The organism is Candidatus Nitrosacidococcus sp. I8 (assembly GCF_945836005.1).
Classification (GTDB): Bacteria; Pseudomonadota; Gammaproteobacteria; order Nitrosococcales; family Nitrosococcaceae; genus Nitrosacidococcus.
In genome coordinates this window covers 1,039,646-1,066,064 of the sequence record NZ_OX241534.1, presented here as the reverse complement: position 1 = coordinate 1,066,064, position 26,419 = coordinate 1,039,646, and the positions used below count along the sequence as shown (strand labels likewise).

Annotated in this window: 23 protein-coding genes, 2 tRNA genes and 1 pseudogene; 24 read left to right on the top strand and 2 right to left on the bottom strand. The window is 37.3% G+C overall.

Annotated features, from left to right (window positions below; translation table 11 throughout):
• Window positions 1–2: 2 nt before the first annotated feature.
• Window positions 3–137: a hypothetical protein gene (locus OOL07_RS05280; RefSeq protein WP_264695458.1), complete on the bottom strand. Its 135-nt coding sequence runs from the start codon at window positions 135–137 to the stop codon at window positions 3–5.
• A gap of 317 nt (window positions 138–454) precedes the next feature.
• Between OOL07_RS05280 and OOL07_RS09275 the strand changes: the two genes are divergently transcribed.
• From OOL07_RS09275 to OOL07_RS05210, 16 genes and pseudogenes are all read left to right on the top strand, one after another.
• On the top strand, window positions 455–730 hold the full coding sequence (locus OOL07_RS09275; protein ID WP_413774127.1) for an ArsR/SmtB family transcription factor: 276 nt from the start codon (window positions 455–457) through the stop codon (window positions 728–730).
• Window positions 731–838: 108 nt separating this feature from the next.
• Window positions 839–1,567, top strand: a complete 729-nt coding sequence (arsH, locus tag OOL07_RS05275) for an arsenical resistance protein ArsH (protein WP_264695457.1) — start codon at window positions 839–841, stop codon at window positions 1,565–1,567.
• Between the two features lie 177 nt (window positions 1,568–1,744).
• Window positions 1,745–2,464, top strand: coding sequence for an LOG family protein (locus tag OOL07_RS05270; protein WP_264695456.1), 720 nt, complete (start codon window positions 1,745–1,747; stop codon window positions 2,462–2,464).
• Complete coding sequence (locus tag OOL07_RS05265) at window positions 2,465–3,685, top strand: hypothetical protein (protein ID WP_264695455.1); 1,221 nt, start codon at window positions 2,465–2,467, stop codon at window positions 3,683–3,685.
• Window positions 3,686–3,742: 57 nt separating this feature from the next.
• On the top strand, window positions 3,743–4,363 hold the full coding sequence (locus OOL07_RS05260; protein WP_264695454.1) for an inorganic pyrophosphatase: 621 nt from the start codon (window positions 3,743–3,745) through the stop codon (window positions 4,361–4,363).
• 75 nt (window positions 4,364–4,438) lie between these two features.
• A tRNA-Asn gene (locus OOL07_RS05255) sits at window positions 4,439–4,514 on the top strand.
• A 155-nt stretch (window positions 4,515–4,669) separates the two neighbouring features.
• Window positions 4,670–4,945: a hypothetical protein gene (locus tag OOL07_RS05250; RefSeq protein ID WP_264695453.1), complete on the top strand. Its 276-nt coding sequence runs from the start codon at window positions 4,670–4,672 to the stop codon at window positions 4,943–4,945.
• Window positions 4,946–5,328: 383 nt separating this feature from the next.
• The gene (locus tag OOL07_RS05245; RefSeq protein ID WP_319804043.1) at window positions 5,329–6,105 is read left to right on the top strand and encodes a sulfatase-like hydrolase/transferase; all 777 of its coding nucleotides are present in this window, start codon (window positions 5,329–5,331) and stop codon (window positions 6,103–6,105) included.
• A gap of 208 nt (window positions 6,106–6,313) precedes the next feature.
• Entirely contained in the window at window positions 6,314–8,050 is a 1,737-nt protein-coding gene (locus OOL07_RS05240; RefSeq protein ID WP_264695452.1) for an AAA domain-containing protein, read from the top strand.
• 39 nt (window positions 8,051–8,089) lie between these two features.
• A complete protein-coding gene (locus OOL07_RS05235) occupies window positions 8,090–10,780 on the top strand; it encodes an AAA domain-containing protein (RefSeq protein ID WP_264695451.1) in 2,691 nt (896 codons plus the stop codon).
• Between the two features lie 145 nt (window positions 10,781–10,925).
• Window positions 10,926–11,261: a pentapeptide repeat-containing protein gene (locus tag OOL07_RS05230; RefSeq protein ID WP_264695450.1), complete on the top strand. Its 336-nt coding sequence runs from the start codon at window positions 10,926–10,928 to the stop codon at window positions 11,259–11,261.
• 43 nt (window positions 11,262–11,304) lie between these two features.
• Window positions 11,305–11,742 (top strand): DUF29 domain-containing protein, encoded by a 438-nt coding sequence (locus OOL07_RS05225; RefSeq protein WP_264695449.1) that lies wholly within the window; start codon window positions 11,305–11,307, stop codon window positions 11,740–11,742.
• Window positions 11,743–11,897: 155 nt separating this feature from the next.
• Window positions 11,898–13,487 (top strand): site-specific DNA-methyltransferase, encoded by a 1,590-nt coding sequence (locus OOL07_RS05220; RefSeq protein ID WP_264695448.1) that lies wholly within the window; start codon window positions 11,898–11,900, stop codon window positions 13,485–13,487.
• On the top strand, window positions 13,468–13,653 hold the full coding sequence (locus tag OOL07_RS05215; protein ID WP_264695447.1) for a hypothetical protein: 186 nt from the start codon (window positions 13,468–13,470) through the stop codon (window positions 13,651–13,653). The genes OOL07_RS05220 and OOL07_RS05215 overlap by 20 nt, the downstream gene beginning before the upstream one ends.
• A 30-nt stretch (window positions 13,654–13,683) precedes the next feature.
• A pseudogene (locus OOL07_RS09305) lies at window positions 13,684–14,181 on the top strand (DEAD/DEAH box helicase family protein); the annotation flags it as partial.
• A 213-nt stretch (window positions 14,182–14,394) separates the two neighbouring features.
• Window positions 14,395–16,287, top strand: coding sequence for a hypothetical protein (locus tag OOL07_RS05210; protein WP_489667112.1), 1,893 nt, complete (start codon window positions 14,395–14,397; stop codon window positions 16,285–16,287).
• A 29-nt stretch (window positions 16,288–16,316) separates the two neighbouring features.
• Here the strand turns inward: OOL07_RS05210 and OOL07_RS05205 are convergent, their stop codons facing one another.
• Window positions 16,317–17,501 carry a pyridoxal phosphate-dependent aminotransferase gene (locus OOL07_RS05205; protein ID WP_319804023.1) on the bottom strand — a complete coding sequence of 395 codons (1,185 nt, stop codon included), beginning with the start codon at window positions 17,499–17,501 and terminating at the stop codon, window positions 16,317–16,319.
• Window positions 17,502–17,593: 92 nt separating this feature from the next.
• On the opposite strand from OOL07_RS05205, the gene uvrB reads away from it, so the two are divergent.
• From uvrB to pheT, 8 genes are all read left to right on the top strand, one after another.
• Entirely contained in the window at window positions 17,594–19,606 is a 2,013-nt protein-coding gene (gene uvrB, locus OOL07_RS05200; protein ID WP_264695446.1) for an excinuclease ABC subunit UvrB, read from the top strand.
• A 79-nt stretch (window positions 19,607–19,685) separates the two neighbouring features.
• Window positions 19,686–19,762, top strand: a tRNA-Val gene (locus OOL07_RS05195).
• A gap of 70 nt (window positions 19,763–19,832) precedes the next feature.
• Entirely contained in the window at window positions 19,833–21,767 is a 1,935-nt protein-coding gene (gene thrS / locus OOL07_RS05190; protein ID WP_264695445.1) for a threonine--tRNA ligase, read from the top strand.
• A 3-nt stretch (window positions 21,768–21,770) separates the two neighbouring features.
• Window positions 21,771–22,301, top strand: a complete 531-nt coding sequence (gene infC / locus OOL07_RS05185; RefSeq protein WP_489667111.1) for a translation initiation factor IF-3 — start codon at window positions 21,771–21,773, stop codon at window positions 22,299–22,301.
• Between the two features lie 74 nt (window positions 22,302–22,375).
• Window positions 22,376–22,573 (top strand): 50S ribosomal protein L35, encoded by a 198-nt coding sequence (gene rpmI / locus OOL07_RS05180; protein ID WP_264695444.1) that lies wholly within the window; start codon window positions 22,376–22,378, stop codon window positions 22,571–22,573.
• Between the two features lie 25 nt (window positions 22,574–22,598).
• On the top strand, window positions 22,599–22,958 hold the full coding sequence (rplT, locus tag OOL07_RS05175; RefSeq protein WP_264695443.1) for a 50S ribosomal protein L20: 360 nt from the start codon (window positions 22,599–22,601) through the stop codon (window positions 22,956–22,958).
• 32 nt (window positions 22,959–22,990) lie between these two features.
• Window positions 22,991–24,013, top strand: a complete 1,023-nt coding sequence (gene pheS / locus OOL07_RS05170) for a phenylalanine--tRNA ligase subunit alpha (RefSeq protein WP_264695442.1) — start codon at window positions 22,991–22,993, stop codon at window positions 24,011–24,013.
• A gap of 21 nt (window positions 24,014–24,034) precedes the next feature.
• Window positions 24,035–26,419, top strand: coding sequence for a phenylalanine--tRNA ligase subunit beta (pheT, locus tag OOL07_RS05165; RefSeq protein ID WP_264695441.1), 2,385 nt, complete (start codon window positions 24,035–24,037; stop codon window positions 26,417–26,419).

Here is a 26,419-nt window from a genome sequence, read left to right as displayed (position 1 = left end):
CTTTACCAGTCCCGATCCTCAAAGGTTTCTTTTTTCTTATCTTCCATTCGTTGTCTAACCAAAAAAATAAGAATAATCGGAATACTAAGAAGAATGACAATTTCTATGATGGCAATGAGTTTGGAGATTAAATCCATAAGTTTAGATGCTAGAGAGACAATATTCAAAGCACATCAATTACTTTAACTGCAGTACCATAGGTCCTCACCTCTGAGGCACCTGCCATAATCATGCTGGTGTTAAATCAAACATTAATAATGGTCTGCTTTAAGCATTTTGGCATCTTTTATCATTCTTTGGAACGCTTGATCTCAATCTAATGACTGACCAGGCGTCACAAAAATTGACATATATGTATTATGTCAATAATATATGACATATGGACATATATAATGCTATTGATAGTTTTGCTGCCCTCTCACAAGAAACTCGCTTGAAAGCACTCCGTCTTCTTGTGCGTGAAGAGCCTCAAGGGCTTGCCGCCGGTGAGATCGCACGCCGATTATCCGTACCACATAATACAATGTCTGCTCATCTTTCAGTACTTTTGCGATCAGGTTGGGTAGTTTCGCAGCGACGGAGTCGATCAATTATCTATCATGCAAATTTGAAGCACATGAACGAGACGATACAGTTTCTTGTGCATGATTGTTGTGCGAATCATCCGGAGATCTGTGAGTCATTTATGGTTCCGCAGTGTAGTTGTCTCGAAACCCAAGATGAGAAATAAGGTTATTTATAGAATCGCTAATTTACTGCAGACTCGAATAGATGATTGAAATCTCCAGTAAAACCAATAAAGAATAAAATTATGTATTACGCTAAAGCAAGATAAACAATGAGCGATATTACTACCATTGACAGTCTTCCTAATATCGATCCGAAGCAATTACATCCGATTGATATCGATAGATTAATTGCACCGGGAGCATCTCGCCATCCCCCAAAAATCCTTGTACTCTATGGTTCTCTTAGAAAACGCTCCTATTCTCGTTTGGCTTCAGAGGAAGCTAGTAAACTACTGCGTTGGTATGGGTGTGATGTACGTACCTTCAATCCTTCTGGGTTACCACTACCAGATGATGCAGAATCTGATCATCCCAAAGTCAGAGAGTTACGTAGTTTAGTCGAATGGTCGGATGGTATGATGTGGGTAACCCCAGAACGCCATGGTGCTATGACTGGCGTTATGAAAACTCAAATTGATTGGATACCATTAGCATTGGGTGGTGTTCGCCCCACTCAGGGCAAAACACTTGCTGTTATGGAAGTATCCGGTGGTAGTCAGAGCTTCAACGCAGTCAACCAATTACGGATTCTTGGTCGTTGGATGCGAATGATCACTATTCCTAACCAGTCTTCGGTACCTAAAGCATTTGTGGAGTTCGACGACGCAGGTCGCATGAAACCATCACCGCTGTATCTACGCATTGTCGATGTATGTGAGGAATTAGTGAAGTTCATTTGGCTTATACGTAGTCGTACCACTTATCTTACTGATCGTTATTCAGAACGGGTTGAGAGTGCAGAGGCAGTTTCACGCCGGGTTAATCAAAGCACACACTAAGCCAGAGATCGTTTAGTGTAGTGCATTCATCATGATGAATATTAAAATTAAGATGGTTATTTTGTTTAACTAGCTAAAGGATTTTCTTAAACTCTAATAAATCTCTATGGGCTACGGTATGATAGTGCTTAGCTATTTATTGTAAAAGGTACTTCAAAGTTATGTTAAAAATTTCCTATGAAAAGTGATGTAATTAACGCTGCATATTCTTCCTTGCTTGAAAAAGTGGCTGGATCAGAAAAGAAATTTTTCTCAGGCAGGCATTGCCATAGTCATTCAGATCTTGAAAATGCGGTGATTTATTTTTTAGAGTTTCTACGTGGTTTTGAGAGTTTTAAAGATTTACGCCAACCCTGTGTAACTGTATTTGGTTCGGCTCGTTTTGCAGAAGGGCATCGTTATTACCAATTAGCAAGAGAACTTGGTAAAGCATTAGCCACCGCAGGTTATGGAGTTATTACCGGAGGAGGTCCCGGAGTGATGGAAGCGGCTAATCGGGGCGCAAAAGAATCTGGGGGTTTAAGCTTGGGATGTAATATCCTCTTACCTGAAGGTCATGAACAAAGCCCTAATCCTTATCTTGATAAATTTATTGAGTTTGAGCATTTTTTTGTCCGTAAATTAATGCTGGTAAAATACTCTACTGCTTTTATCATTATGCCCGGTGGATTTGGTACCTTGAATGAAGTATTCGAAATTACTACCCTGATTCAAACAGGAAAGTTAGAACAATTCCCTGTGATTGCGATGGATAAGGCTTTTTGGCAGCATTTGATTCATTTTGCCCATGAGACCATGGTAAAAGAAGGGACTATTAGCCCTAAAGATATTGAGGTGCTACAGATCGTAGATAAAACAGAAGAAGCAGTGAATATTATCCAGCAAGCAACAACCTAGATGCCTACCGCTATAGATCAGTTTTTCATAGCCCTTAAAGCAGCAGGAATGCCTTCTGTTCCTGATGATTTCTCTGTCGTTTCTGAAGCCCAAATTATCTCTTGGCAAGCATTTGAAGAAATTAAAACGGTTGTTAAGGTATTTGAGCAAGTCACCACTCGACCAAGCTGGCAGGCTGGAGTTACCCAAACCATGCCAGAAATTGCTCAACACAGGCGATTAGAATCTTGTTTTTTCAGTGCGTGGGATTTTCATATTCCTCCCGGTGAGAAACCTCAAATCATTGAGTTTAATGACAATGGATCAGGATTATTTTATGCAGGAATTATCAATGAGCAATATCATTTAGCTTTTCACCCAGATCAAGCGGTAGGTATTAAATCAGCTCTATCTTTTACTCGGTTAAAAGATAAAATCCTTGCCTGCATTGAGCAAGAGCTTCATCATTTTTTTAAAACTCAACCTCAAGGAGTATTCCTAATACTAGAACAAGCTGAAATTCTTCAGCATAGTAAATTCAAAGAAGAGCTGTATTTATTACAAAAACTTCTCCAAGACCAAGGCTATGAAACTGCGATAGGTAGCCCTGAAGAAACCAGCTATCGCAATGGGCAATTGTTATGGCAAGATAAACCGGTAATATTTATTATTAACCGCACGACAGATTTTCTCTGGAAAACAGAGAGCTTCTCAAGTATTCGTACCGCTTATCTCGCTGATCAATCCTGTTATATTGCTCCTAACCCTTTTACTTATGGCACTCGAAGTTACAAAGGACTATTAGAACCACTTTCTTTACCTGATTGGGATGAAAAACTAGGAATTAGCCCTGATGAGCGAAAAATATTAAATACCCATATTCCAGAGACACATATTTTACGAGAAGAAAATTTAGATCTCATTGCAGAGCGAAAAGAGGAATTTATTTTTAAACCTGCCCAAGGGTTTGCGGCTCAAGGATTACTTGATAATCGCCAAGTAGGGCGCTCTCGTCTGCGTCGCTTGCTGAAAGATCATCGAGGTTATGTCGCTCAAAAGAAAACGCCAAAAAGCCAGCTGAGTGATAAAAATGGAAAGCCTATGGATTTATGGGTGGATCTCCGAGTATGGGCTTATCAAGGAGAGATTTTAGCACTATCTGGCAGAGCCTCTACTCGTGCAGATGGCATGGATTTATCACTTCCCGGTGGTTGGGTGCCTACCTATGTGAATAACACATAAAAAAATTAGAATATACTATTTACTTATATTGAAATAACCAAAAAATAACTAGGAGTAATGATGACCGCTACCCGAGATTTCCCCAAATATCGTCTTCACCCTTGGCATGGAGCAGAGACAGGGGCTAATCCCCCAGAGTTTGTCCACGCTTATATCGAAATTACTCCTTTTGATCCTATTAAGTATGAATTAGATAAGGCTACGGGATGCCTACGGGTAGATCGTCCACAACATGGTTCTTCGTTACCTCCCAGTCTCTATGGCTTAATTCCTCGTACTTACTCAGCAGATAAAGTAGCAAGCTTATGTGATGGGGCAGATCGAGGAGATGGAGACCCATTGGATATTTGTGTGATAACTGAACGACCTGTGAATCGTTCAGATATTCTGTTAGATGCTCGAGTCATCGGTGGGATTCAAACTATTGATAGGGGAGAGGTAGATGATAAAATGATTGCCGTATTAAAAGGGGATAGTGCCTTAGATTCTGTAAAAGATGTTACAGACTTACCTCCTATTTATGTAGAGCGACTTCGCCATTATTTTGCCACTTATAAAATGGTACCTGATCAGCTCTCTCCAGTGACTCTAGGTAAAACTTACGGTCGTACTCACGCCTTCCAAGTAGTACAAGCAGCCATGGAAGATTATGCAGCTGCCTATATTCATGATGAATAATTAACCAAAAATAAATATTATTCTGCCAAGAGTGGTTGACGAAAAGGACAACCCCTCTTAAAATAGCTTGGATATTCCCCGGTAGCTCAGTCGGTAGAGCGGGTGGCTGTTAACCACTAGGTCGGCGGTTCGAGCCCGTCCCGGGGAGCCATATAAGAACTACAAAGATTCTTACCACTCAATAAACCACCTTCTTAGGGTGGTTTTTTTGTTTGTATCTTAATTTTTCCTGCCTAAGTTTTTAATTAAATATTACCTATTTTTCTATATACACAAAAATAGTGTAACTTATTAAGTTTTTTACTAGTGAGTATTTTTATTCTCTGTTCCTATTTAGGAAAATTGGGGCAATTTATCCACTATCTACTAACGTTTATTGTTGCGCTGGAAATAGGTTATCGAGCTCAATTTGATGAGCGTATTAGTATTTCCGTACTAAAATCCTTAGCCGATACTAACAGCGGAGAAATATTTTCTATGATCTCAACCCTGTTACCACTGGCTTTTTGGGCTATTATTTCATTTACTATCTATATATGGATTGCTAATTATTTCAAATTAGCTACAGATCATAGATCATAGATCATAGATCATAGATCATAGATCATAGATCATAAAAAGAGTGTGCTTAATTTCAGCTCTTTTCTATACAGGGAATATGCTTTACTACGAAGTAAAACATAATCATCAATTCTTACATAGCATAAAAATTTACCCTGAAGCATTTGGAAACTTTTATTATCAATACAATAATTTAGTCTTTGGGGATTTATCGGTTTTAGTGACCAGTTATTTAACGACTGCAAAATATAAAACCCCTACACATAAAGTTTTAAATTCCAGCATAGTGATATCGTGGTTTTTATTCAAGGAGAAAGTTCGGTAGCTACCCACTATAGCTTATATGGCTATGATACAAATACTACGCCTTATCTTTTAAAGATGGCAAAGCATAATAAAGCGGCATCATTGATAAAGTTCATTCTTCTGCTCCTATGACTCGGGATTCTGTTGCCATGACCTTATCATTTCACACCCCAGAAAATGCCTTGCCTTTATTTAAAGAAAAATCAGTGATCGATGTTGCCAATGATAGTGGCTACCAAACCTACTGGTTATCATCGCAACAATTAGAGGGATTACACGATACCCGCTATGGATTTCTTGCTCAATCTAGCCAAATTATCGAATTTACAGAGTTTCAAGATAATAAATTACCTTCCTTATTGAACAAGGCACTTGCAGATAACAGTCATCATAAAAAATTCATTGTACTTCATATGATAGGTAGCCATATCCCCTATGGGGATAAATATGATTCGATAGATAGAAAATCTCTACCTAATGCTGATGAGTATGATTGGTCAGTGCATAAAACAGATAGGGTTATTAAAGAAATAGTAGATATATTGGATACCCAACCCTATCGCTACAGTTTATTCTTTGCCTCTGATCATGGAGAGTTAATTGGGCAAGGACATGGGATGCTTTATGGTGGTCCTCAGCAGTATTTAATCCCTTATTTTATTGTTTCTCACAATACTAATCTGTGCGGTTATATAGAATCCTTACGTTCTGATAATGGCTATTTAAACGGAATAGCCAATAAGTTTGTATTACTAGAGATGCTTGGGATCGAAGTGGATAGAAACTATATTGATGCAGAGCTTAAATCCGATCAAGTACTGCACGCTAATGGCAAAGTATATCAGTGGGAGCAAGTAGTAGTGCAGGATTTTTAATCTCGTTTTTTCTCTTTAGCCCCTCTAGAGGCTAGGATTTATTGATCCTAGTTGTTTAAGACCTAAAAAACTTAATTGCCCCATTGTTTATTAACAATGGGGCTTTTTTATACTGCCCATGATTCATATATCTCTTTGATTTGTTAATATTAATAAAAATTTATAACTAGCAAATTAAATCACTTATCAAATATGGGAGTACGCCAATATGGATCAGGAAGCTAATATTGTTAGCCCTAGTTTTATTACCGATGTAGCAAAATATTTTATGGATTTCTTGGAAACCGATTTCAAGAAACGCCAGCAACCGAAACGAAATTTAACTACTCGAGTCAATAAAGGCCACACCATTGGACTTTATCTGGATCCTTACCCAGATCTTTATAAGATTCTGTATAAAAATTTTATTGCAGGATTTCCTCAAAGCATAAAAATTCAACCTGAACAATATTTAGCTAAAGCTCAAACGAATAGCTCTACTATTCAGATAGAAGACAAAACACTTCAGGGGTTAATAAAAACAATAGTAATGGGAGCTTATGAAACGAAATGGGATAGTTCAGAAGATTTTTCTCGTTTTTATGAAACTACTACAGACCTCATCAGGGCTAAACTTGCCGATTTTGTGGAATCTTTGCTTAAGCAATCAAGTAAAAAAGATAACCTTGAACAATTAAACACCGATATTACCGATAAAATCTATCATCTTGCCGAAGAGATCTTACCCAATATTCTAGAGGCGTTTTTTAAAGCAATAGACCGTGAAGCATTTTATATTCTATATGAGAATCTACAGGTAGACAGGAGCGATCTAAGTGATCTCTCTACTGCTTTAGGCAGCCTTTTCAATACTCAGTCTATTCAAGAGATTTTAGACGAATCCCTAGAGATCATTCCTAGAGATGCCTACAGTGAAATCCTCCAGCTTAATCGCAATAAAGATATGTTGGATAAAACCGAGCTTTATCTTTATTTTGGGGAAATTGGCATTGAAGACTATTCTTTTCCGTTATTTTATACCCCTATTTCCGTGGCACGAGAAAAAAGCACGCTTGAGATTACTTTTGATAGCCTAGTATTTGTCAATATTAAAGCTATTGAGTTTATTGTTCAAAAATATAATGAACTTACCAATCGTAAAGAAAGCGTAGCAGGATGCTTTAATCGGATTATCTACGTTGAAGAAGAGCAGAATCTTTTACCTCAATTAGAAGATGTGATTAACCAGTGCAGAGAAACACTTGGGATTAACCAAACGATTGAACTATCAAATCTAGCAATTCAAAAGATTAAAAATACTGTAAACGTAAGTATCTCTAACCATTTACAGCTCTTTTTATTTGATAAAGCCGATGAAGCACTCCTCAATGACTATGAAGAAATTATTAATAACGAGGGATTGCTTACTGAATCTTTTACAGATCTGATTGGCTCATTTATTACCAAGAACCCAGCTAATGTCATTGAAGAAGTAAATCAAGAATGGCAGAAAAGAACTACCCAAGATAAGCTCATTATTAATAGTCCCATTGCCCTTAACGAGGAACAAAAACAAGCTCTCATTGCGTTACAAAAACCAGATTGCCGAGTAACAATTGTAGAAGGACCACCCGGTACCGGAAAAAGCTATACCATTACGGCAATTATCTGTAAGGCACTATTAGAAAATCAGTCTGTATTGGTGCTTTCTGATAAGGAAGAAGCCTTAGATGTAGTGCAAGATAAAATCACCGATACCCTAAAAAATACCCATGATGGGGTATTTCAAAATCCCATTCTTCGTTTAGGTAAAACCAGTAAAAACTTAGCTAAAATCCTGCAATCCCAATCCATAGAGATATTGCGTACTCAACTGCAGACTTTTCGTAGTCAAGAAACAGAGTTCACCCATAGGGAGGAGGCAACCCTAACTTGGGCAAAATCTATCCTGAAACAAACTATTTAAGCAGGATAAAGTATTGATCTTGCTCAAGTCAAAGCGGTAGTGTTAGCTGAGGAGAAATACCAAGATATTCATTGGTGTGATGAAATTAATGAAAATCTTGCCACCGATCTTAAAGCAGCTCACCAAGCTATTTTAGCCAGTAAAAATAATCCTGCTCTTTATCTATTGCCTATAGTAGATAATCAGGAACTCCTTATCAATCTAGCTATATCCCTTAATCAAGCTATTGAAACAATTGATCCTATTGCTCAAAGCATAGATCAGGATTTTTCATATGAAAAAACTAAGGAATTTTTGAATGCTTACCAGAAATTAGATTCTGCTTTACAAAATAGCCTGCAAAAAAACTTAGAAAATATCAATATAAGTGACATAGCTCATACCCTATCTACTACCCAGTATGGGGGAGTAAAGAGTTTAACTAGTATCCAGAATATCACTGATTTTCTAGCGGCTGCTCAACAATTTAACCAAGCTCGGCAACAAGCTGCTGCTATAAGACAATTTAATCCTAATATTACAAACTTTACGGATCTTATCGAACAAGCCATAAACCATTCCCAAGAGATTGATGAAATGAGTAATTCTTTTATTGATTTTGTCAATCAGCTCTCTGAGCTCGAAAGTGGATTGTTTGGATTTCTAGGCAAGAAAAAGCAAATTAGTAATTTAACAAGGGAGTCAAGAAGAAAACTGCCTTACTTTAATTTAGTTAATCCTGAAAAACAGCTAGAAAAACTCCAAGATTTTGCCGATATACTCTACTTTATTCAAACTCATCAAACACAAAAAATAGAGTGGCAATTAGGGTTTGAACAACTGATGCTAGATGAGTCAGCATTCCAGAAATTTGATTTAAACCATTGTTTAACCCAACCTAAAGAAGTGCTAAAAAAACTTTGCCGACTTAAAGCAGACACCCATAGCTTTGGGGAGATTCTCACTCATCAAGCTACCATTACTCAATTTATTGAGCATTATCCAGAAGTAGCCGATCGGTTAAATTTATCCCAAGGGTTAGCTCAAATGGATAAGATAGACTCTAGATTCCTGCAAATGGATGAGGCATCCCTAACAGATTATTTAGCTACCAAAATATCAGCACAAAACCTTACTGCCTATTTTGAAACCCTCACCATGGATAATTTTTCCCATACGCTAAAGGATCTTTATCAATTAAATGCAACCAAAATGGGGCACATTCTAGATGATCGAATTGTTACTTATGTAGATAACTACAGATCAGATGTAAGAACCATTAAATCCATCCTTAAGAAAAAACAAAAATTCCCCAAACCCTTATTCCAAGGACTGAAACAGGCATTTCCTTGTATTTTGGCAGGTGTTCGAGACTACGCTGCTTATATCCCTTTAGAAAAGGATTTATTTGATCTAGTGATTATTGATGAAGCCTCCCAAGTGAGTATTGCCCAAGCCTTACCTGCTCTAATTCGAGGAAAGAAAATTGTGGTCCTTGGGGATGAAAAGCAATTTAGTAACGTGAAAGCAGGTAATGCCAGCACAGATACCAACCATAAATATAAAAGCAATATTACCAATGCTTTTAAAGCAGCTATTGGTCATCAATCAGGGGATATGCAACAAGTTTACCTAGAGAAAATTAGTAATTTTGATATTAAAAAATCCATTTTAGATTTTTGTCACTTTATTACCAACTATCAAGTGATGCTGAAAAAGCATTTTCGCTGTTATCTAGAGATTATTAGTTACTCTAATAAATACTTTTATAATGACCGGCTTCAATGTATGAAAGTCAGAGCATTACCTATTGGCGAAGTCATCAAATTTACCCAAGTAGAGCCTGTACTCAATAAATATCAGCTTACTAATACAGCAGAAGCTGCTTTTATCTTTGATGAGTTGGTAAAGCTCAAGGAACAAAACTATCAAGGCACTGTAGGGATTATCTCCCCTCACGGTGAGCAAGTTACATTGCTGGTGAATAAAGCTCATGAGTCTCCTATCATGGATTGGCTTACGGAGCGAAAACTAAAAATCATGACCTTTGATACCTGCCAAGGAGAAGAGCGGGATTATATCTTTTATAGCATGGTAGCTACCCTTGAAAACGATAAACATTGGGGTGTATTTCCAAAATCCATGGCAGAATCTCGCCAAGGAGGTAAAGAATTTGGTACTAGGGAACAACGACTTAATGTTGGGTTTAGTCGAGGGAAAGAAACCATTCATTTTGTTTTAAGTAAACCTATCGAGAATTACTGGGGAGAGGTGAAAATTGCCTTACTTCACTACCAAAATATTTTAAAAACTAGCAACTATCACCTAGGTGGTACCGATAAAAAATCCCCTATGGAAACCCTAGTACAGGAATATTTTTATAGCACAGCTTTTTATAAAGCACATAAAGACTCCGTAGATCTGATCCCCCAGTTTCCGATTGGTCAGTATTTAAAAGCCCTAGATCATAACTATCAACATCCTAAATACACCGTAGATTTTCTGCTCACCTTGGGTAAACAAAAACTAGTGATTGAGTATGATGGGTTTAAAGAACACTTTATTCATCGAGAGGAAGTGAATAAGGTGAATTATGGTAGCTACCTTAAAGAAGCGGATATTTACCGCCAGAAAATTTTAGAAGGGTATGGTTATCGGTTTTTAAGACTTAATAAATTTAATTTAGGCAGTAAAAATCCCATTGAGAAATTAAATCACTTATTGGAACAAGCAACCCATACCATTCATTAAAATCTCTTATTACTGTTTTTGGTGCTGCCTCTTTTATGCAGCACCATCATAGCTATATTGTGTACCCTCATTTTTATTACCCACACTATTAAACTAGTGATCTATCCTTTAAAAGATAGAGAATGACAATTAATAAGGTGTTTTTATGATAAAACATAAAACGTTATTTATCATTGTAAGTCTAGATCTGCTTCTCTCCACCTGTGCTTATACTCAAACTAGCATTCCTACTTCAGAAATGTATAGTTACCCATATTGGTTTGGGTTTTCTGGTGGTTACTTTGATAGCTTTCCGTATTACTATCCATACTACCCATACTATTATGGTTACTATCCAGGCAATGGACAGTACCCTGATAATGGGCAATATCCAGACAACGGCAATGATATGAATGGTGCTGATATGAATGGTGCTGATATGAATGGTGCTGATATGAATGGTGCTGATATGGGTGGTGATGGCGGAGATGGTGATTTTTAAATGAGATGTCATGATCAGAGTGTCATGATCAGAGAATGAAACTATGAGTACCTACGAATCCGATTTTTATGGCTGGACCCAAGAAACAGCTCAATTACTAAGACAACAACGATTTAATGAAATTGATCTAGCTGCCCTCATTGAAGAAGTCGAAGATATGGGAAAAAGCGAATGGCGAGAACTTAAAAATAGATTTATTGTATTAATTGCTCATCTTCTTAAATGGCAGTATCAACCAGAACATCGAAGTAATAGCTGGAAAAGTACTATTAAAGATCAAAGACTAAGGATTAGTAGGTTACTTAGAGAAAATCCCAGTTTAAAACCTAAAATAAACGAAACCATTATAGAGGCTTACGAAAGTGGAGTATTGCAAGCGTCTATTGAAACTAATTTGGATGCAGAAATCTTTCCTACTCATTTTGAACAAACAAACTGGACAATAGAACAAATATTAGATGATGTGTTTTATCCTCTATAACTATACTTTGAGAATCCATGAGTGATAGTAAAGGAAGATATACAGAATATAGCAACAAAATAGGGTTATTTAGTAACAGTAAAGGAGGCTTTATTAGCAACGATACGGAAGTTGTACTGAACTTTCCTTTTAAAGATACCGTACTTGAAGCAGGGATGAGTAAGGAAGATTTAGGCCGTGAAGAGCGTTTTTTGCATCAAAAAATAGATGAAGAGGATATCACTACCTTATTTGAACCTAAAGTACTTACTGATTTTCGTACTATTGATCAATCAGGTGAGCAAAAACTAGAAGCAGATAGTGAGTTTGAGTTTTTTGATGAACAAGGAGAGTTAAAACAAAACTTACTCATTAAAGGAAATAATCTTTTAGCTCTGCATACTTTAAAAAATAGATTGGCTGGTAAGGTAAAGCTAATTTATATTGATCCGCCCTATTTTTTTTATTCAACGAAGCCATTAGATTCCTTTAAATATAATACAAATTTTAAATTAAGTTCATGGCTTGTTTTTATAAAAAATCGTTTAGAAATTGCTAGAGATTTATTAAATAGTGATGGAGTAATCCTTATTCATATTAGCGAAGATGGTTTTGCGTATCTTAAAATATTAATGAATGAGATTTTTGGTAGGGATAATTTTGTTGAAACATTTATATGGAAAAACACGGATAATCCGGATTCTTTGTCAAAAAAATCAAGAGCATCAGTTGAATATATTATTGCTTTTGAAAAGCAAATAGACAAATCAAAAAACTATACTGGAAAACTAACTGAGAATGATGATGCTCCTCTCTTAAATACTGGTAATAGAAATAAACCGCTTACATTTCCTGCTGGTGTAATTAAATTTAATATACCAGATGGAGAGATAAGACAGGGTAAACCAGATCGTGTTGAAATAATGAATGACTTTACCATAAAAGATGGTGTAAATAAGCAAACAGTTACACTCTCTGGAGAATTTAAATGGGCACAAGATACACTTAATTCCGAGATTGAAAGTGGTACTTATTTTTTAGTAAAGACAAATAGGTTTTCAGTGAGGTTTCAACGTTCTGATGCTAAACTTATGACTCCTGAAAAATATATTGATGATGTTTACTTATCCAAATCTATTGGAGTAGGTACAAATGAAGATTCTAATTCACACTTAAAAAAATTAAGAATTTCTTTTTCAAATGCAAAACCCGAAAGTATTATAGCTTTCTTTATTAGAGCCATTACTGAAAAAGATGACCTTGTTTTGGATTTTTTTTTAGGAGCAGGAACAACCACAGCCGTTGCTCACAAAATGGGTAGACGTTGGATTGGGATTGAGCAAATGGATTATATCGAGGAAATTACCAAGGAGCGGTTAAAAAAAGTAATTGATGGGGAACAGGGTGGGATAAGTAAAAATGTAGACTGGCAAGGGGGAGGATCTTTCGTTTACTTTGAGCTTAAAAAATATAATCAAGAATATATTGATCAAATTAATGCGGCAGATTCTTTAAGTAAGCTAGAAACCCTCTATACAGATTTACGAAATAATGGATTTTTAAAGTTTTGGTTTGATCGTAAAGAATTTGAAAAAGATGAAAATTTCCGCAATTTAACTTTAGAAGAACGAAAACAAAAACTCATTGAGATATTAGATGAAAATCAGCTTTATCTCAATTATGAAGATATGGAAGACACTCGCCATCAGGTCAGCGATACAGAAAAAGCCCTAACCAATAGATTTTATGGCAAGAAAGACTCATAAAATCAAAGAAACTCTTGAGCATTTTCTATTTAGAAAAATAGAAAATAATCCTGAATATCAGTGTTGGGCAAAAGATTATGAAATCCCTCTTGAGATTACAGATAATTTAAATCCTACAAAGCCTTTACGTGATTATCAAATCACTGCGCTTAAGCATTTTATTTAGCTCTATAAATATGAGCCAGAAAAAGCCAAACATGTGCTTTTTAATATGGCAACTGGGGCAGGGAAAACTTTGGTAATGGCAGCGATTGTCTTGTTTTTATACCAACAAGGCTATCGCTATTTTCTGTTTTTAGTTCATCAGATCCAAATTTTAAATCAGGCTTGTAAAAATTTTACTGATTATAAGTTTGATAAATATCTGTTTAACCCTAAAGGAATAAAAATTGATGGAAAAGCGGTTTCTATCATTGACACAAAGAATATTGATCAAGCTAACCACAATAGCATTCATTTTCTTTTTTTCAGTACCCAAGCACTTTATAGTAGATTAAGAGAAGATCGAGAAAATGAGCTAACTGCTCAATCTTTTAAAGAAAAAAAGGTAGTCATTATTGCCGATGAAGCCCATCGTTTAAATGTAGATACCCGAAGTAAAAAGAAAACCGAGCAAGAAGAAGCCAATAATTGGGAATCGGTGGTGATGGGTGCGGTACATGCTCACCAAGAAAATAAACTCCTAGAATTTACTGCTACGGTGGATCTAGCTCATCTAGCTATTCGAGAGAAATATCAAGATAAGATTATTTATCGTTACGATTTTCTCGCTTTTAACAAAGCAGGTTATAGCAAAGAAGTTAAATTTCTCTACAATCCTGAAACCCACATTGAAGATCAAAAACGGCTGTTAATTGTTAATGCGGTCGCCTTAAGTGAGTACCGTAGGCTCTTTGCTGAAAGAGAGATGGGATTTTCTATTCAGCCTGTGGTATTGATTAAATCTTCTAGTATTTCGCAAAGCGAAGCTGATCGAGCGTTTTTTGATCAAGTCATCAGCTCATTACAACCTCAAGATTTAAAACATTTACAAACCTTAGCACAAGGTAATCAAGGTGGTGAGCATAGAATCATTACTCAGATGTTCGCATGGCTAGAGAATAAACAAAATGGATTAATTTCAGCAGGCGATTGGAACGGGCTAAACAGATTTACGTCTGAAATTCGTCATCGATTTGCCCATGATCATACCCTGATTTATAACAGCCAAAAAAAAGAAAACCCAGAGCAATTACTTAGACTAGATAGTGATCGTAATACCATACGTGCTATTTTTTCTGTCAATGCCTTAAATGAGGGTTGGGATGTACTGAGCCTTTACGATATTGTCCATTTTGATATTTCCGATTCTAAGCAAGTATCCCTCCAAGATATTCAGTTGATTGGTCGAGGAGCAAGATATTATCCTTTTGAGCTTCCTAAGACTTATTTAAAAAATAAAGGGGGTATTTTACAAGGATCTAATCGCCTTTTTGCCCAAAGTAAATTCCAAAGAAAGTTTGATAATAACCCTCATGATCGGGGGAGAATTTTAGAAACCCTGTTTTATCACTTTGTAAAAACGGGTATCTTTCTTGAAAATCTTCAAAAAGAACTGCTCGGTGAAGGAATTATTCATGAAGGCGTGGAAGAAAAAACTATTCACTTAAAGGATAGCTTTAAGCAAAGCAATACCTACCAAAAAGGATTTGTGTTAGTAAATCGTGCAGTACAGCGAACTAAAACTCAAGACTCTGAAATCGATACTACCTTCAAGCAAGTGATTAAAGCAGGTGCTTATCGGCTTAAATCTGCAGGGCTTTCTGATTATGCGCAAAATCAAATTATCGCTGAAACAAGGCAAACTAAAATTTCTATTACAGAAGAATACTTCTCTTTACCTATTATCCGCACAGCTTTAATTTCTGCTGAAGGTAACTTTTTTAGAATTAGTAATCTTAAAAAACATATTATTGGGATAGAAACGATAGATACTTTAATTTATCAGTATTTACCTTTGTATGAAATTCAATATAGCTATGAAAAAGGTAAAGAAATTGAAAATCTTAACCCTAGGGAGAAACTCCAGCTATTAAGAGGGATGATTTTACCTGAAATAAGAAAAGCTATTGATTTGAATATGCCACAGGTTATAGGCAGTAAAGTATTTCGCCCTGTGCCACTTTCCCATATTTTTAGCCAAGAAAAATCTATTTATTTAACTTCTTTTCCAACAGAAGATCCCATTACAGGAGAGAAAATCTATATTAGCTCCGATGAGCGAGCAAAAGCTCAAAGCGATCATGAAAATCCTGAGCTTCAATATGAAATAAGCAAAGCTGATTGGTACGCCTATAGCGAGAATTATGGCACCAGTGAAGAAAAGCGATTTGTAAAATACGTTGCAGGTCAAATTAATGGGCTGCGGGATAAATTTGCAGGAGCTGAAATTTATCTTATCCGCAATGAGCTAGATTACTGGCTCTTTAATCCTCAAGATGGACGGAGGTTTAGTCCAGATTATTTACTTTTTATCAATGATGTTCTAAATGAAACATTCTACTATCAATGTTTTATTGAACCAAAAGGTGGGCATCTCCTCGAGCATGATGCTTGGAAAGAACAAGCCCTGATTAGTTTAAATGAAGGATCTAAAGTAATTTTTGATTCTGAACCAGAAGACAGAGAAAACTATAGGGCTTATTTAGCAGAAATTAAGCAAAGGGGCTATCAAGAAATTAAACCTATCGGGTTAAAATTCTACAACAGTGCCCCTCGAGGAGAGGAGGATTTTGCCTTAGATTTTCAAGAAAAACTATGACAGTAATTTAAAGAGTAGCTAGAAACTAGCTACTCTAAAAATCTATGAATCCTATCCAGTGCTTGTTCTAATTGCTCCATACTAGTGGCAAAAGAAAGTCGTAGATGATTAGGTGCACCAAAGGCAGAGCCGGGGACTAAGGCAACTTCTACTTCATTTAAAATTTTTTCTGCCAGATCTATATCATCCTTAATATCCTTTCGGGAGCGGATGATTTCTTCCACATTTGGAAAGGCATAAAAGGCTCCATCGCTAGGAGTCCATTGCATATGAGGCATGCTATTGAGTTTTGCTAGGACAAAATCATGGCGTTTTTTAAACTGCTGACACATAGCTTTGACGCAATCCTGATCCCCTTCAAGAGCGGCTTGAGCAGCTACTTGGGAAATAGAGGTGGGGTTGGAAGTGCTTTGAGATTGAATAGTTTTCATGGTTTTAATCAAAGGTACTGGTCCTGCAATATAACCAATTCTCCAGCCAGTCATGGAATAAGCTTTAGACACCCCATTTAATACTAAAATTCGTTCATGAAGATCTGGGCAAGCATTGGCAATGTTGCAAAAAGAGTCTTGACCCCAATAAATATGCTCATAGATATCATCGGTAATAATAAATACTTGAGGATGGCGAGCAAGTACTTCTCCTAATGCCTTGAACTCTGCTTTGCTATAGGCTACACCAGTAGGGTTAGATGGGCTATTGATTACAAATAAGCGAGTACGAGGGGTAATGGCAGATTCTAGCTGTTCTGGCGTAATTTTAAACTGTTGGGCTTGAGTAGCAGGAATAATGACCGGTGTGGCTTCTGCAAGAGCTACCATATCAGGATAGGAAACCCAATAGGGGGCAGGGATAATCACTTCATCTCCTGGGTTAAGCAAGGCTTGTGTTAGGTTATAAAAACATTGCTTTCCGCCCACTGAAACTAAAATTTGATCATTCTGGTAGTGCAGGTTATTTTCTCGAGCAAATTTAGTAACAATGGCTTGCTTTAAGCTGGGAATGCCATCGACTGCAGTATATTTAGTAAACCCCTTTTCAATGGCTTCAATCGCTGCCTGTTTAATATGCTCTGGAGTATCAAAATCTGGCTCACCGGCACCTAAACTAATAATGTCTTTACCTTTTGTTTTCATGGCTTTAGCACGAGCTGTAATAGCTAGTGTGGGGGAAGTTTTAATGGTTTCGGTACGTTTGGCAAGGCGAATGTTCAAAAGTTATTCCTATCTAATAAATAGAATGAAGGGGTTATTTACGCTTAATATAACCAATTTATATTTTTTCAGAAAGTATCTATATTCAAAGAATGAAGCATCAATTTCAGCTGGTAAGTGATTATCAGCCAGCAGGGGATCAACCCACTGCCATTCAAAGCCTTGTCCAAGGATTAAATCAGGGAGAGCAGCACCAGATTCTACTAGGTGTTACGGGCTCAGGTAAGACTTTTACCATGGCTAATGTAATTGCCCAAACCCAACGACCTACCATTGTCCTAGCTCCTAATAAAACTCTAGCTGCTCAGCTCTATAGTGAAATGCGAGATTTCTTTCCTCATAATGCGGTAGGTTATTTTGTTTCCTATTATGACTATTATCAGCCTGAGGCCTATATGCCTGCCTCAGATACTTATATTGCTAAAGATGCGGCTATTAATGAATATATCGAGCAAATGCGTTTAGCAGCCACTAAGAATTTTTTGGAACGAAACGATACGGTGGTGGTGGCAAGTGTGTCTGCTATTTATGGCTTAGGAGATAAGGATCGTTATCAGCAAATGACTCTTTCTCTAAAAGTAGGGGAAATTATTGATCAGAGGGAAATTCTACGACATTTAGCAGAGTTACAGTATCGGCGTAGTGAAGGAGAGCTACAGCGAGGAATGTACCGAGTTCGGGGAGAAGTTATTGATATTTATCCTGCTGAATCTGATGAGAATGCTATTCGTATTACCTTATTTGATGATGAAATTGAGCAGCTTATTTATTTTGATCCACTAACAGGAGAGCTTTTTGATTCTGTTCCAGAATTTACTATCTATCCTAAAACCCACTACGCTACCCCTCGAGAAATTCTGCTTCAAGCGGTAGAAGCAATTAAAGTGGAGCTTGCTCAGCAGTTAGAATTTTTTTATCAAACAGGAAAATCAGAAGAAGCTCAACGATTAGAGCAACGCACCCGTTATGATCTAGAGATGATTTTAGAATTAGGTTATTGTTCAGGAATTGAAAATTATTCTCGCTTTTTATCAGGAAGAAACCAAGGCGATCCACCTCCTACCTTGTTCGATTATCTTCCTCAAGATGCCTTATTAATTATTGATGAAAGCCATGTAACAGTGCCTCAACTAGGGGCTATGTATCGGGGAGATCATTCTCGTAAACAAACTTTAGTCAATTATGGGTTTCGACTTCCTTCTGCCTTAGATAACCGACCTTTAAAATTTGAAGAGTGGGAAAATTTAGCCCCTCAAACTATTTTTGTCTCTGCCACCCCCGGATCTTATGAAGGTCAAAAATCAAGAATCATTGTGGAGCAAGTGGTACGACCTACTGGGTTAGTAGATCCAGAAATTGACGTGCGGCCTGCCAATACCCAAGTAGATGACTTATGCTCAGAAATTCATCAAAGAACCGCAGTCAACGAACGAATACTGGTAACTGTGCTGACTAAAAAAATGGCCGAGCATTTAACCCATTTCTTAGATCAGAATGGAGTTAGGGTGCGATATCTTCATTCAGATATTGGTACGGTAGAGCGGGTAGAAATTATCCGGGATTTACGGTTAGGTGCTTTTGATGTTTTAGTAGGGATTAATTTATTGCGGGAAGGATTAGATATTCCAGAGGTTTCTCTGGTGGCAATTTTAGATGCAGATAAAGAAGGTTTTTTACGATCAGAGCGATCTTTAATTCAAACCATTGGGAGATCTGCACGTAATCTTCATGGTAAAGCAATTCTTTATGGGGATAAAGTGACTGGAGCAATGAGAAAAGCCATTGATGAAACAAAACGGCGGCGAGCAAAACAAACAGAGTTTAATCAAGCCCATAATATTACCCCTCGAGGCGTACAAAAATCGATACGAGAAATTATTGATGGGATTTATGCAGAAAAAGATAATAATCAAAATATTGCTAAAATAATGGAAGAAAGTGCTGAATATGCAGATCTTTCACCACAGAGGCTAGGAAAGTATTTAAAGCAATTGGAAAAACAGATGTACGTTCATGCTCAAAATCTAGAATTTGAACATGCGGCACAAGTACGAGATAAAATTAAGCGAGTAAAACAACATTATTTTGATGAAGCAATGGGTTAAAAAAATAATTAAAGAAAATATTAAGCATCCTATCGTATAATTTGCAGAATTTAATCCAAAATTATATAATCTAGAGTTTAGGCGCGTAGCTCAGCTGGTTAGAGCATCACCTTGACATGGTGGGGGTCGTTGGTTCGAGTCCAATCGCGCCTACCACCTATTGGATATCCATAATTTTTTGTTCAACGGGCTTTTAGTATGAGCCATGGACGGGATTTATTAAAGAATGCCTGTAATTACTTTACCTGACGGTAGTCAACGTCAATTTGACCACCCAGTCACTGTTTATGATGTCGCCACTAACATTAGTGAAAATTTAGCAAAAGCAGCCCTTGGCGGCAAAACTCCTAAAGGATTAGTGGATACTTCCTATTGTATTAAGGAAGATATTGCCCTCAGCATTATTACAGACCGAGATCCAGAAGGGCTAGAAATTATTCGTCATTCCTGTGCCCATCTTCTTGCTCAAGCAGTAAAACAACTCTATCCAGAAGCTCAAGTCACTATTGGGCCAGTAATTGAAGATGGATTTTACTATGACTTTGTTTATCCTAAAGGATTTACTCTTGAGGATCTTCAAATTATTGAAGATCGGATGAAGGTGCTATCCGATCAGGATATTTCAGTTCATCGGCAAGTAAAAAGCCGAAATGATGCAGTTTCTTTTTTCCATGATCTTGGAGAAGAGTATAAGGCAAAAATTATTGAATCTATCCCAGAAGATCAAGAGCTTTCTTTATATCAGCAGGGAGATTTTACAGATCTTTGTCGAGGACCGCATGTTCCCTCTACTTCAAAGATAAAAGCCTTTAAACTCACCAAGGTCTCTGGTGCTTACTGGCGAGGAGATGCTAGAAATGAAATGCTCCAACGGATCTATGGCACTGCTTGGTCTGATAAAAAAGCATTAAAAACCTATTTACATCGGATTGAAGAGGCAGAAAAGCGGGATCATCGGAAAATTGGTACAGAATTAGATTTATTTTCTATCCAAGAAGACGCAGGAGGCGGGCTTGTTTTTTGGCACCCTATGGGCGCTAGAATTCGCCGAACTGTTGAAGATCTTTGGCGAGAACGCCACGCAGCATCTGGATATGAGACCTTGTATACACCCCATATTGCACACGAGAATTTATGGCATATCTCAGGGCATACTAGTTTTTATCGAGAATCCATGTATCAACCCATGGAGGATGATAATCAGTTCTATCAGCTAAAACCCATGAACTGTCCTTTCCATGTGTTGATTTATAAAGGACGGCTTCGCTCTTATCGAGAATTTCCTTTACGTTGGGCTGAATTAGGTACGGTTTACCGTCATGAGATGTCCGGTGCACTCCATGGATTAATGCGAGTGCGAGGGTTTACCCAAGATGATGCACATATTTTTTGTCGAGAAGGGCAAATAGAGTCTGAAGTATTGGCTATTTTAGATTTTACCTTAGATATGTTAAAAACATTTGGATTTAATCAGTATGAAATTGAGCTCTCTACTCGCCCAGAAAATTCAGTAGGATCAGATGAAATTTGGGATCGTGCGACACAAGCACTGCGATCAGCATTGGAGAAAAAAGGACTATCTTATGGAATCGATGAGGGGGGCGGTGCATTTTATGGTCCTAAAATTGATATTAAAATTGAAGATGCTATTGGACGTAAATGGCAATGCTCGACCGTACAGTTAGATTTTAATTTGCCTAACCGCTTCGAGATGGAATATATTGCAGAAGATGGTACTCGTCAACGACCGATTATGATTCATCGGGCAGTACTTGGATCGTTAGAGCGTTTTTTTGGGATTCTCATCGAGCATTTCGCTGGTAAATTTCCACCTTGGTTAGCACCAGTACAAGTGGTTGTGATTAATATCACAGATCGACAAACTGATTATGCAGAACAAGTTGAGCAAATATTAAAGAAACAAGGATTTCGATCTACTTTAGACTTGAGAAATGAAAAGATCGGTTTTAAAATTCGCGAACATACTTTAAAAAGAATACCTTATTTACTTATTGTAGGGGATAAAGAAGTAACGGAGCAGCAAGTTGCAGTACGTACCCGATCTGGTAAGGATCTAGGGGCGATGAGTTTAGATAGCTTTTCTGAGTACTTAAAAGCTCAAATTGCCCGTTTTAGCTATGATATATCTGAGGAGGATTAAAACATTATTTCAAACGTTAACTCAAATTCGAAGAAAAATCGTATCAATGAAGAAATTATTGCACCTAAAATTCGCTTAATTGGTATTGATGGTGAACAAATTGGTGTAGTTTCTGTTAAAGAGGCACTGGTAATTGCAGATGAGGAGGGGGAAGATTTAGTAGAAATTGCTCCTCAAGCAGAACCTCCAGTATGCCGAATCATGAATTATGGTAAATTTCTTTTTGAAGAAACTAAAAAGCGCCAAGCTGCAAAAAAGAAACAAAAACAAATTCAGATTAAGGAGATTAAATTTCGACCTACCACTGAAGAAGGAGATTACCAAGTTAAACTGCGTAGTTTAATTCGATTTCTCACCGACGGAGATAAAGTTAAAATTAGTCTTCGATTCCGTGGTCGAGAAATGGTGCATCAGGATCTTGGCTTTAAGCTTTTAGAAAGAATTCAAGGTGATCTTGATGAACATGGTGTAGTTGAACAAAGCCCAAAACGAGAAGGGCGACAAATGCTCATGGTGCTTGCACCTAAGCGATAAGTATTTTGGGCCTGAAGATTGGTTTGCCCAATTACTACTATAAAATTATTTAGCTAATACATTAAGGAGTCAAAATGCCTAAATTAAAAACCAATCGTGGAGCAGCAAAACGATTTAAACGTACTGGTAGCGGTAAATTTAAACATGGTCAAGCATTCCACAATCATATTCTTACTAAGAAAAGCGCTAAGCGTAAACGTCATTTACGCCATAAAGCAGTCTGCAGTGCCTCAGATCAAAATGGCTTAGTTCGTTTATTACCCTATCTTTAAAAAATTTTAAAAGGAATTTACTACTATGCCTAGAGTTAAAAGAGGCGTTACTGCCCACGCACGCCATAAAAAAATTATTGCCCAAGCCAAAGGATATCGAGGGCGTCGTAAAAACGTTTTTCGAGTTGCAAATCAAGCAGTTATTAAAGCGGGACAATACGCTTATCGGGATCGCCGCCAACGTAAACGTCAATTTCGAAATCTTTGGATCGTTCGCATTAACGCAGCAGCTAGAGAATGTGGGCTTTCCTATAGCCGCTTTATTAATGGGTTGAAAAAAGCATCTATTGAGATGGATCGAAAAGTACTCGCTGATCTAGCGGTGCAGGATATGGCTGCATTTACTGCAATTGCAGAGCGTGCAAAAGCTGCCCTTGCCGCTTAATAGCCTAAAATAGATAGCCTGTTGAAATCCCTATGAGTGAGTCTTTAGATGAAATCATACTGCTTGCAAAAAAGGCAGTCTTAGATGTTTCTGATTTGGAATCTCTAGATAAAGTACGGATTCACTACCTAGGAAAGAAAGGAGTATTAACAGGCTATCTTAAAACTCTAGGGCAAATTAGCCCAGAAGATCGCCCTGCTTTTGGAAAAGCAATTAATAATGCAAAATTATTGCTTCAAAGCGAGCTTGAATCCCGTAAGGAAATACTGACTCAAGTATCGCTAGCAGCTAAACTCGCCTCCGAATCTATAGATATTTCCTTACCTGGACGAAGGATGGATATAGGTGGGTTACATCCTGTTACCCAAACTTTAAATAGAATTGAGAATTTTTTTTATCAGCTCGGATTTAAAGTTCATGAAGGACCAGAAATTGAGGATGATTATCACAATTTTGAAGCATTAAATATTCCTGATTCTCATCCTGCAAGAGCAATGCACGATACTTTTTACTTCGATTCTCACCAGTTATTGCGAACCCATACTTCTCCCGTACAAATCAGAGCTATGATGGAGGATAAGCCGCCCTTACGAGTGATTGCTCCGGGCCGGGTTTATCGGCGAGATTCTGATTTAACCCATACCCCTATGTTTCATCAAGTAGAGGGGTTATTGGTAGATGATCAAGTATGTTTTACTGATCTTAAAGGGATTCTCTCTGATTTTCTTCGCTTCTTTTTTGAACAAGAAGATTTAAAAGTACGATTCCGCCCTTCCTACTTTCCTTTTACTGAACCATCAGCAGAAACGGATATTCGATGTGTCCATTGTCATGGCGAAGGATGTCGAGTGTGTAGTCATACAGGTTGGTTAGAAGTGCTTGGTTGTGGCATGGTCCATCCCAAAGTTTTTGCAAATTTAAGGATTGATAGCGAGCGTTATTTAGGATTTGCTTTTGGCTTAGGAGTAGAGCGCCTTGCTATGCTCCGTTATGGAATTAATGATTTGCGCTTATTTTTCGAGAACGATCTACGGTTTCTCCGCCAGTTTAATTAGTATCCTTGCGATTACATTATTATGAAATTTAGTGAATCTTGGCTAAGGACTTGGGTTAACCCTCATTGTGATACGGAAACTCTAACTAATAGATTAACTTTTGCAGGGTTAGAAGTTGATAGTATCACACCTGTTGCTCCTTCTTTTACAGGAGTAGTTATTGCCAAAGTGATAAAGGTAAGGGCTCTTGAAGGTAGTAATAAACTCCATGTTTGCCAAGTAAGTATAACCCAACATGAGACCTTTCAAGTGGTTTGCGGTGCCTCTAACGTGCGATCAGGACTATATGTAGCTTTTGCTCAAGTGGGTGCCAAACTACCCAATGATATTTTCATTGAAAAAAAGAGATTACGAGGGATAGAATCTCAAGGTATGCTTTGTTCTGCTGCTGAGCTAGGATTGGCAAAACAATCTCATGGGATTTTAGAGCTATCCAAAACTGCCCAAGATTTTTTAGGTAAAGATATTAAGGAATTTCTTAATTTAAATGATGTAACGATAGAAATTGGTCTTACTCCCAATCGAAGTGATTGTTTAAGTATTGCCGGGATTGCTCGGGAAGTAGGTACACTGTTTAGTCAGCCAGTACAGCGCCCTGAAATCATTCCAGCCTCTATTGAAATCGATAAAACTTTACCGGTTGAAATTTTAGCTCCAGAGTCTTGCCCTCGATACTTAGGAAGGATTATACAAGGCATTAATCCACAAATCCCAACCCCTGAGTGGATAAAGGAACGACTACAGCACAGTGGTATTCGTAGTCTAAGTCTTCCCATTGATATTACTAACTATGTCATGGTAGAGCTAGGACAACCTATGCATGCCTTTGATTTGAATCAAATAATAGGCGGTATTCAAGTTCGCTACGGAAAACCAGAAGAATCTTTAACCCTATTAGATAACTCTAAAATTACCCTAGATACAAATACGTTAGTGATCGCTGATCACCAAAAAGTACTTGCTTTAGCAGGTATTATGGGGGGTAGCGATTCTGAAATCAGCAATCAAACCCAAAATTTATTTTTAGAAAGTGCTTTTTTTATTCCTACCGCTATTGCAGGGCGTAGCCGAAGCTATGGGTTACATACTGAATCATCCCATCGGTTTGAACGGGGAGTAGATCCTCATCTTCCTCGTCAAGCCTTAGAGCGTGCCACAGGATTACTGTTACAGATTGCAGGAGGCAAAGCAGGACTTATTGTTGAAGCCATTCATAGGGATTTTCTACCCTCACAACCTGTAATTTATTTACGAGAACATCGTATTAAGCAAATTCTAGGAATTTATATTCCTCAAGATCAAGTACTCAATCATCTCACTGGCTTAGGGCTAGAAGTAGCGAGGATAGAGTCAGGGTGGGAAATTAGAATTCCTAGTTTTCGTTTTGATTTAACTTATGAAGTTGATCTAATCGAAGAGTTAGGACGTTTACATGGTTATGATAATTTTCCAACTACAAGACCTGCGGGAGTTATTAAACCTCAATTTCATACAGGAATAAAAATTTCTACTTATGATATACAACAGATTCTAGTCAATCGTGGCTATCAAGAAGCGATTACCTATAGTTTTATTGATCCTCAAATACAGCAGCTCTTAGATCCCGATCAGAGAGCTATTCCACTTGCTAACCCCATATCCTCAGATATGGCAGTAATGCGTACTAGTCTATGGTCTGGGCTAATTCAAGCACTTAAGTATAATCAATACCGCCAACAAGGGCGAATTCGCTTATTTGAATCTGGACTTATTTTTACTGGTCAGTTACCCTCCGTCACCCAAGAATCTGTGATCGCAGGAGTAATTTCTGGTTCTTATTATCCAGAACAGTGGGGTATTCATCCTCAGTCTGCTGATTTTTTTCATATTAAAGGGGATGTGGAATCTTTACTTACGCTAAGTGATAAACAGAATCATTTCCTTTTTGAGCAAAATCAACACCCTGCATTACATCCCGGACAAAGTGCAGAAATTATTTATCATGGTGAATCCATAGGATGGTTAGGCGCACTGCAGCCCGAGCTTGCTAAAAAACTTGATCTTACCCAGCAAATTTACCTTTTTTCTTTAAAAACTAATTCACTACTCTCAAAAAAACACACCATTTTTCAACCCTTATCTAAATTCCCAGAAATCCATCGAGATATTGCATTTTTAGTTGATAGAGATGTTTCGGTAAGAAATGTTTTTGATTGTATAAAAAGTCTTAAATCTGATATACTTAAAGAACATTATTTATTTGATCTATATACTGGAAAAGGAATCGATCCTGATAAAAAAAGTTTGGCACTCAAATTTGTTTTACAGCATCAGGATTACACTTTAACAGATGAAATCGTGCATAATTTTATGGAGCAGATGATAAAAGTGCTTGTAAGTGAGTTAAATATAATTATTAGGGAGTAG

Bases quoted from the DNA above. Each gene is read 5' to 3' on its own strand.
- OOL07_RS05280 (WP_264695458.1), bottom strand. From the start codon at position 137: ATGGATTTAATCTCCAAACTCATTGCCATCATAGAAATTGTCATTCTT.
- uvrB (WP_264695446.1), top strand. From the start codon at position 17,594: ATGAAGCATCAATTTCAGCTGGTAAGTGATTATCAGCCAGCAGGGGAT.
- rplT (WP_264695443.1), top strand. From the start codon at position 22,599: ATGCCTAGAGTTAAAAGAGGCGTTACTGCCCACGCACGCCATAAAAAA.
- OOL07_RS05270 (WP_264695456.1), top strand. From the start codon at position 1,745: ATGAAAAGTGATGTAATTAACGCTGCATATTCTTCCTTGCTTGAAAAA.
- OOL07_RS05220 (WP_264695448.1), top strand. From the start codon at position 11,898: ATGAGTAAGGAAGATTTAGGCCGTGAAGAGCGTTTTTTGCATCAAAAA.
- OOL07_RS05240 (WP_264695452.1), top strand. From the start codon at position 6,314: ATGGATCAGGAAGCTAATATTGTTAGCCCTAGTTTTATTACCGATGTA.
- pheS (WP_264695442.1), top strand. From the start codon at position 22,991: ATGAGTGAGTCTTTAGATGAAATCATACTGCTTGCAAAAAAGGCAGTC.
- arsH (WP_264695457.1), top strand. From the start codon at position 839: ATGAGCGATATTACTACCATTGACAGTCTTCCTAATATCGATCCGAAG.
- thrS (WP_264695445.1), top strand. From the start codon at position 19,833: ATGCCTGTAATTACTTTACCTGACGGTAGTCAACGTCAATTTGACCAC.
- OOL07_RS05215 (WP_264695447.1), top strand. From the start codon at position 13,468: ATGGCAAGAAAGACTCATAAAATCAAAGAAACTCTTGAGCATTTTCTA.
- OOL07_RS05225 (WP_264695449.1), top strand. From the start codon at position 11,305: ATGAGTACCTACGAATCCGATTTTTATGGCTGGACCCAAGAAACAGCT.
- OOL07_RS05260 (WP_264695454.1), top strand. From the start codon at position 3,743: ATGATGACCGCTACCCGAGATTTCCCCAAATATCGTCTTCACCCTTGG.
- rpmI (WP_264695444.1), top strand. From the start codon at position 22,376: ATGCCTAAATTAAAAACCAATCGTGGAGCAGCAAAACGATTTAAACGT.
- OOL07_RS05210 (WP_489667112.1), top strand. From the start codon at position 14,395: ATGGGATTTTCTATTCAGCCTGTGGTATTGATTAAATCTTCTAGTATT.
- OOL07_RS05230 (WP_264695450.1), top strand. From the start codon at position 10,926: ATGATAAAACATAAAACGTTATTTATCATTGTAAGTCTAGATCTGCTT.
- OOL07_RS05265 (WP_264695455.1), top strand. From the start codon at position 2,465: ATGCCTACCGCTATAGATCAGTTTTTCATAGCCCTTAAAGCAGCAGGA.
- pheT (WP_264695441.1), top strand. From the start codon at position 24,035: ATGAAATTTAGTGAATCTTGGCTAAGGACTTGGGTTAACCCTCATTGT.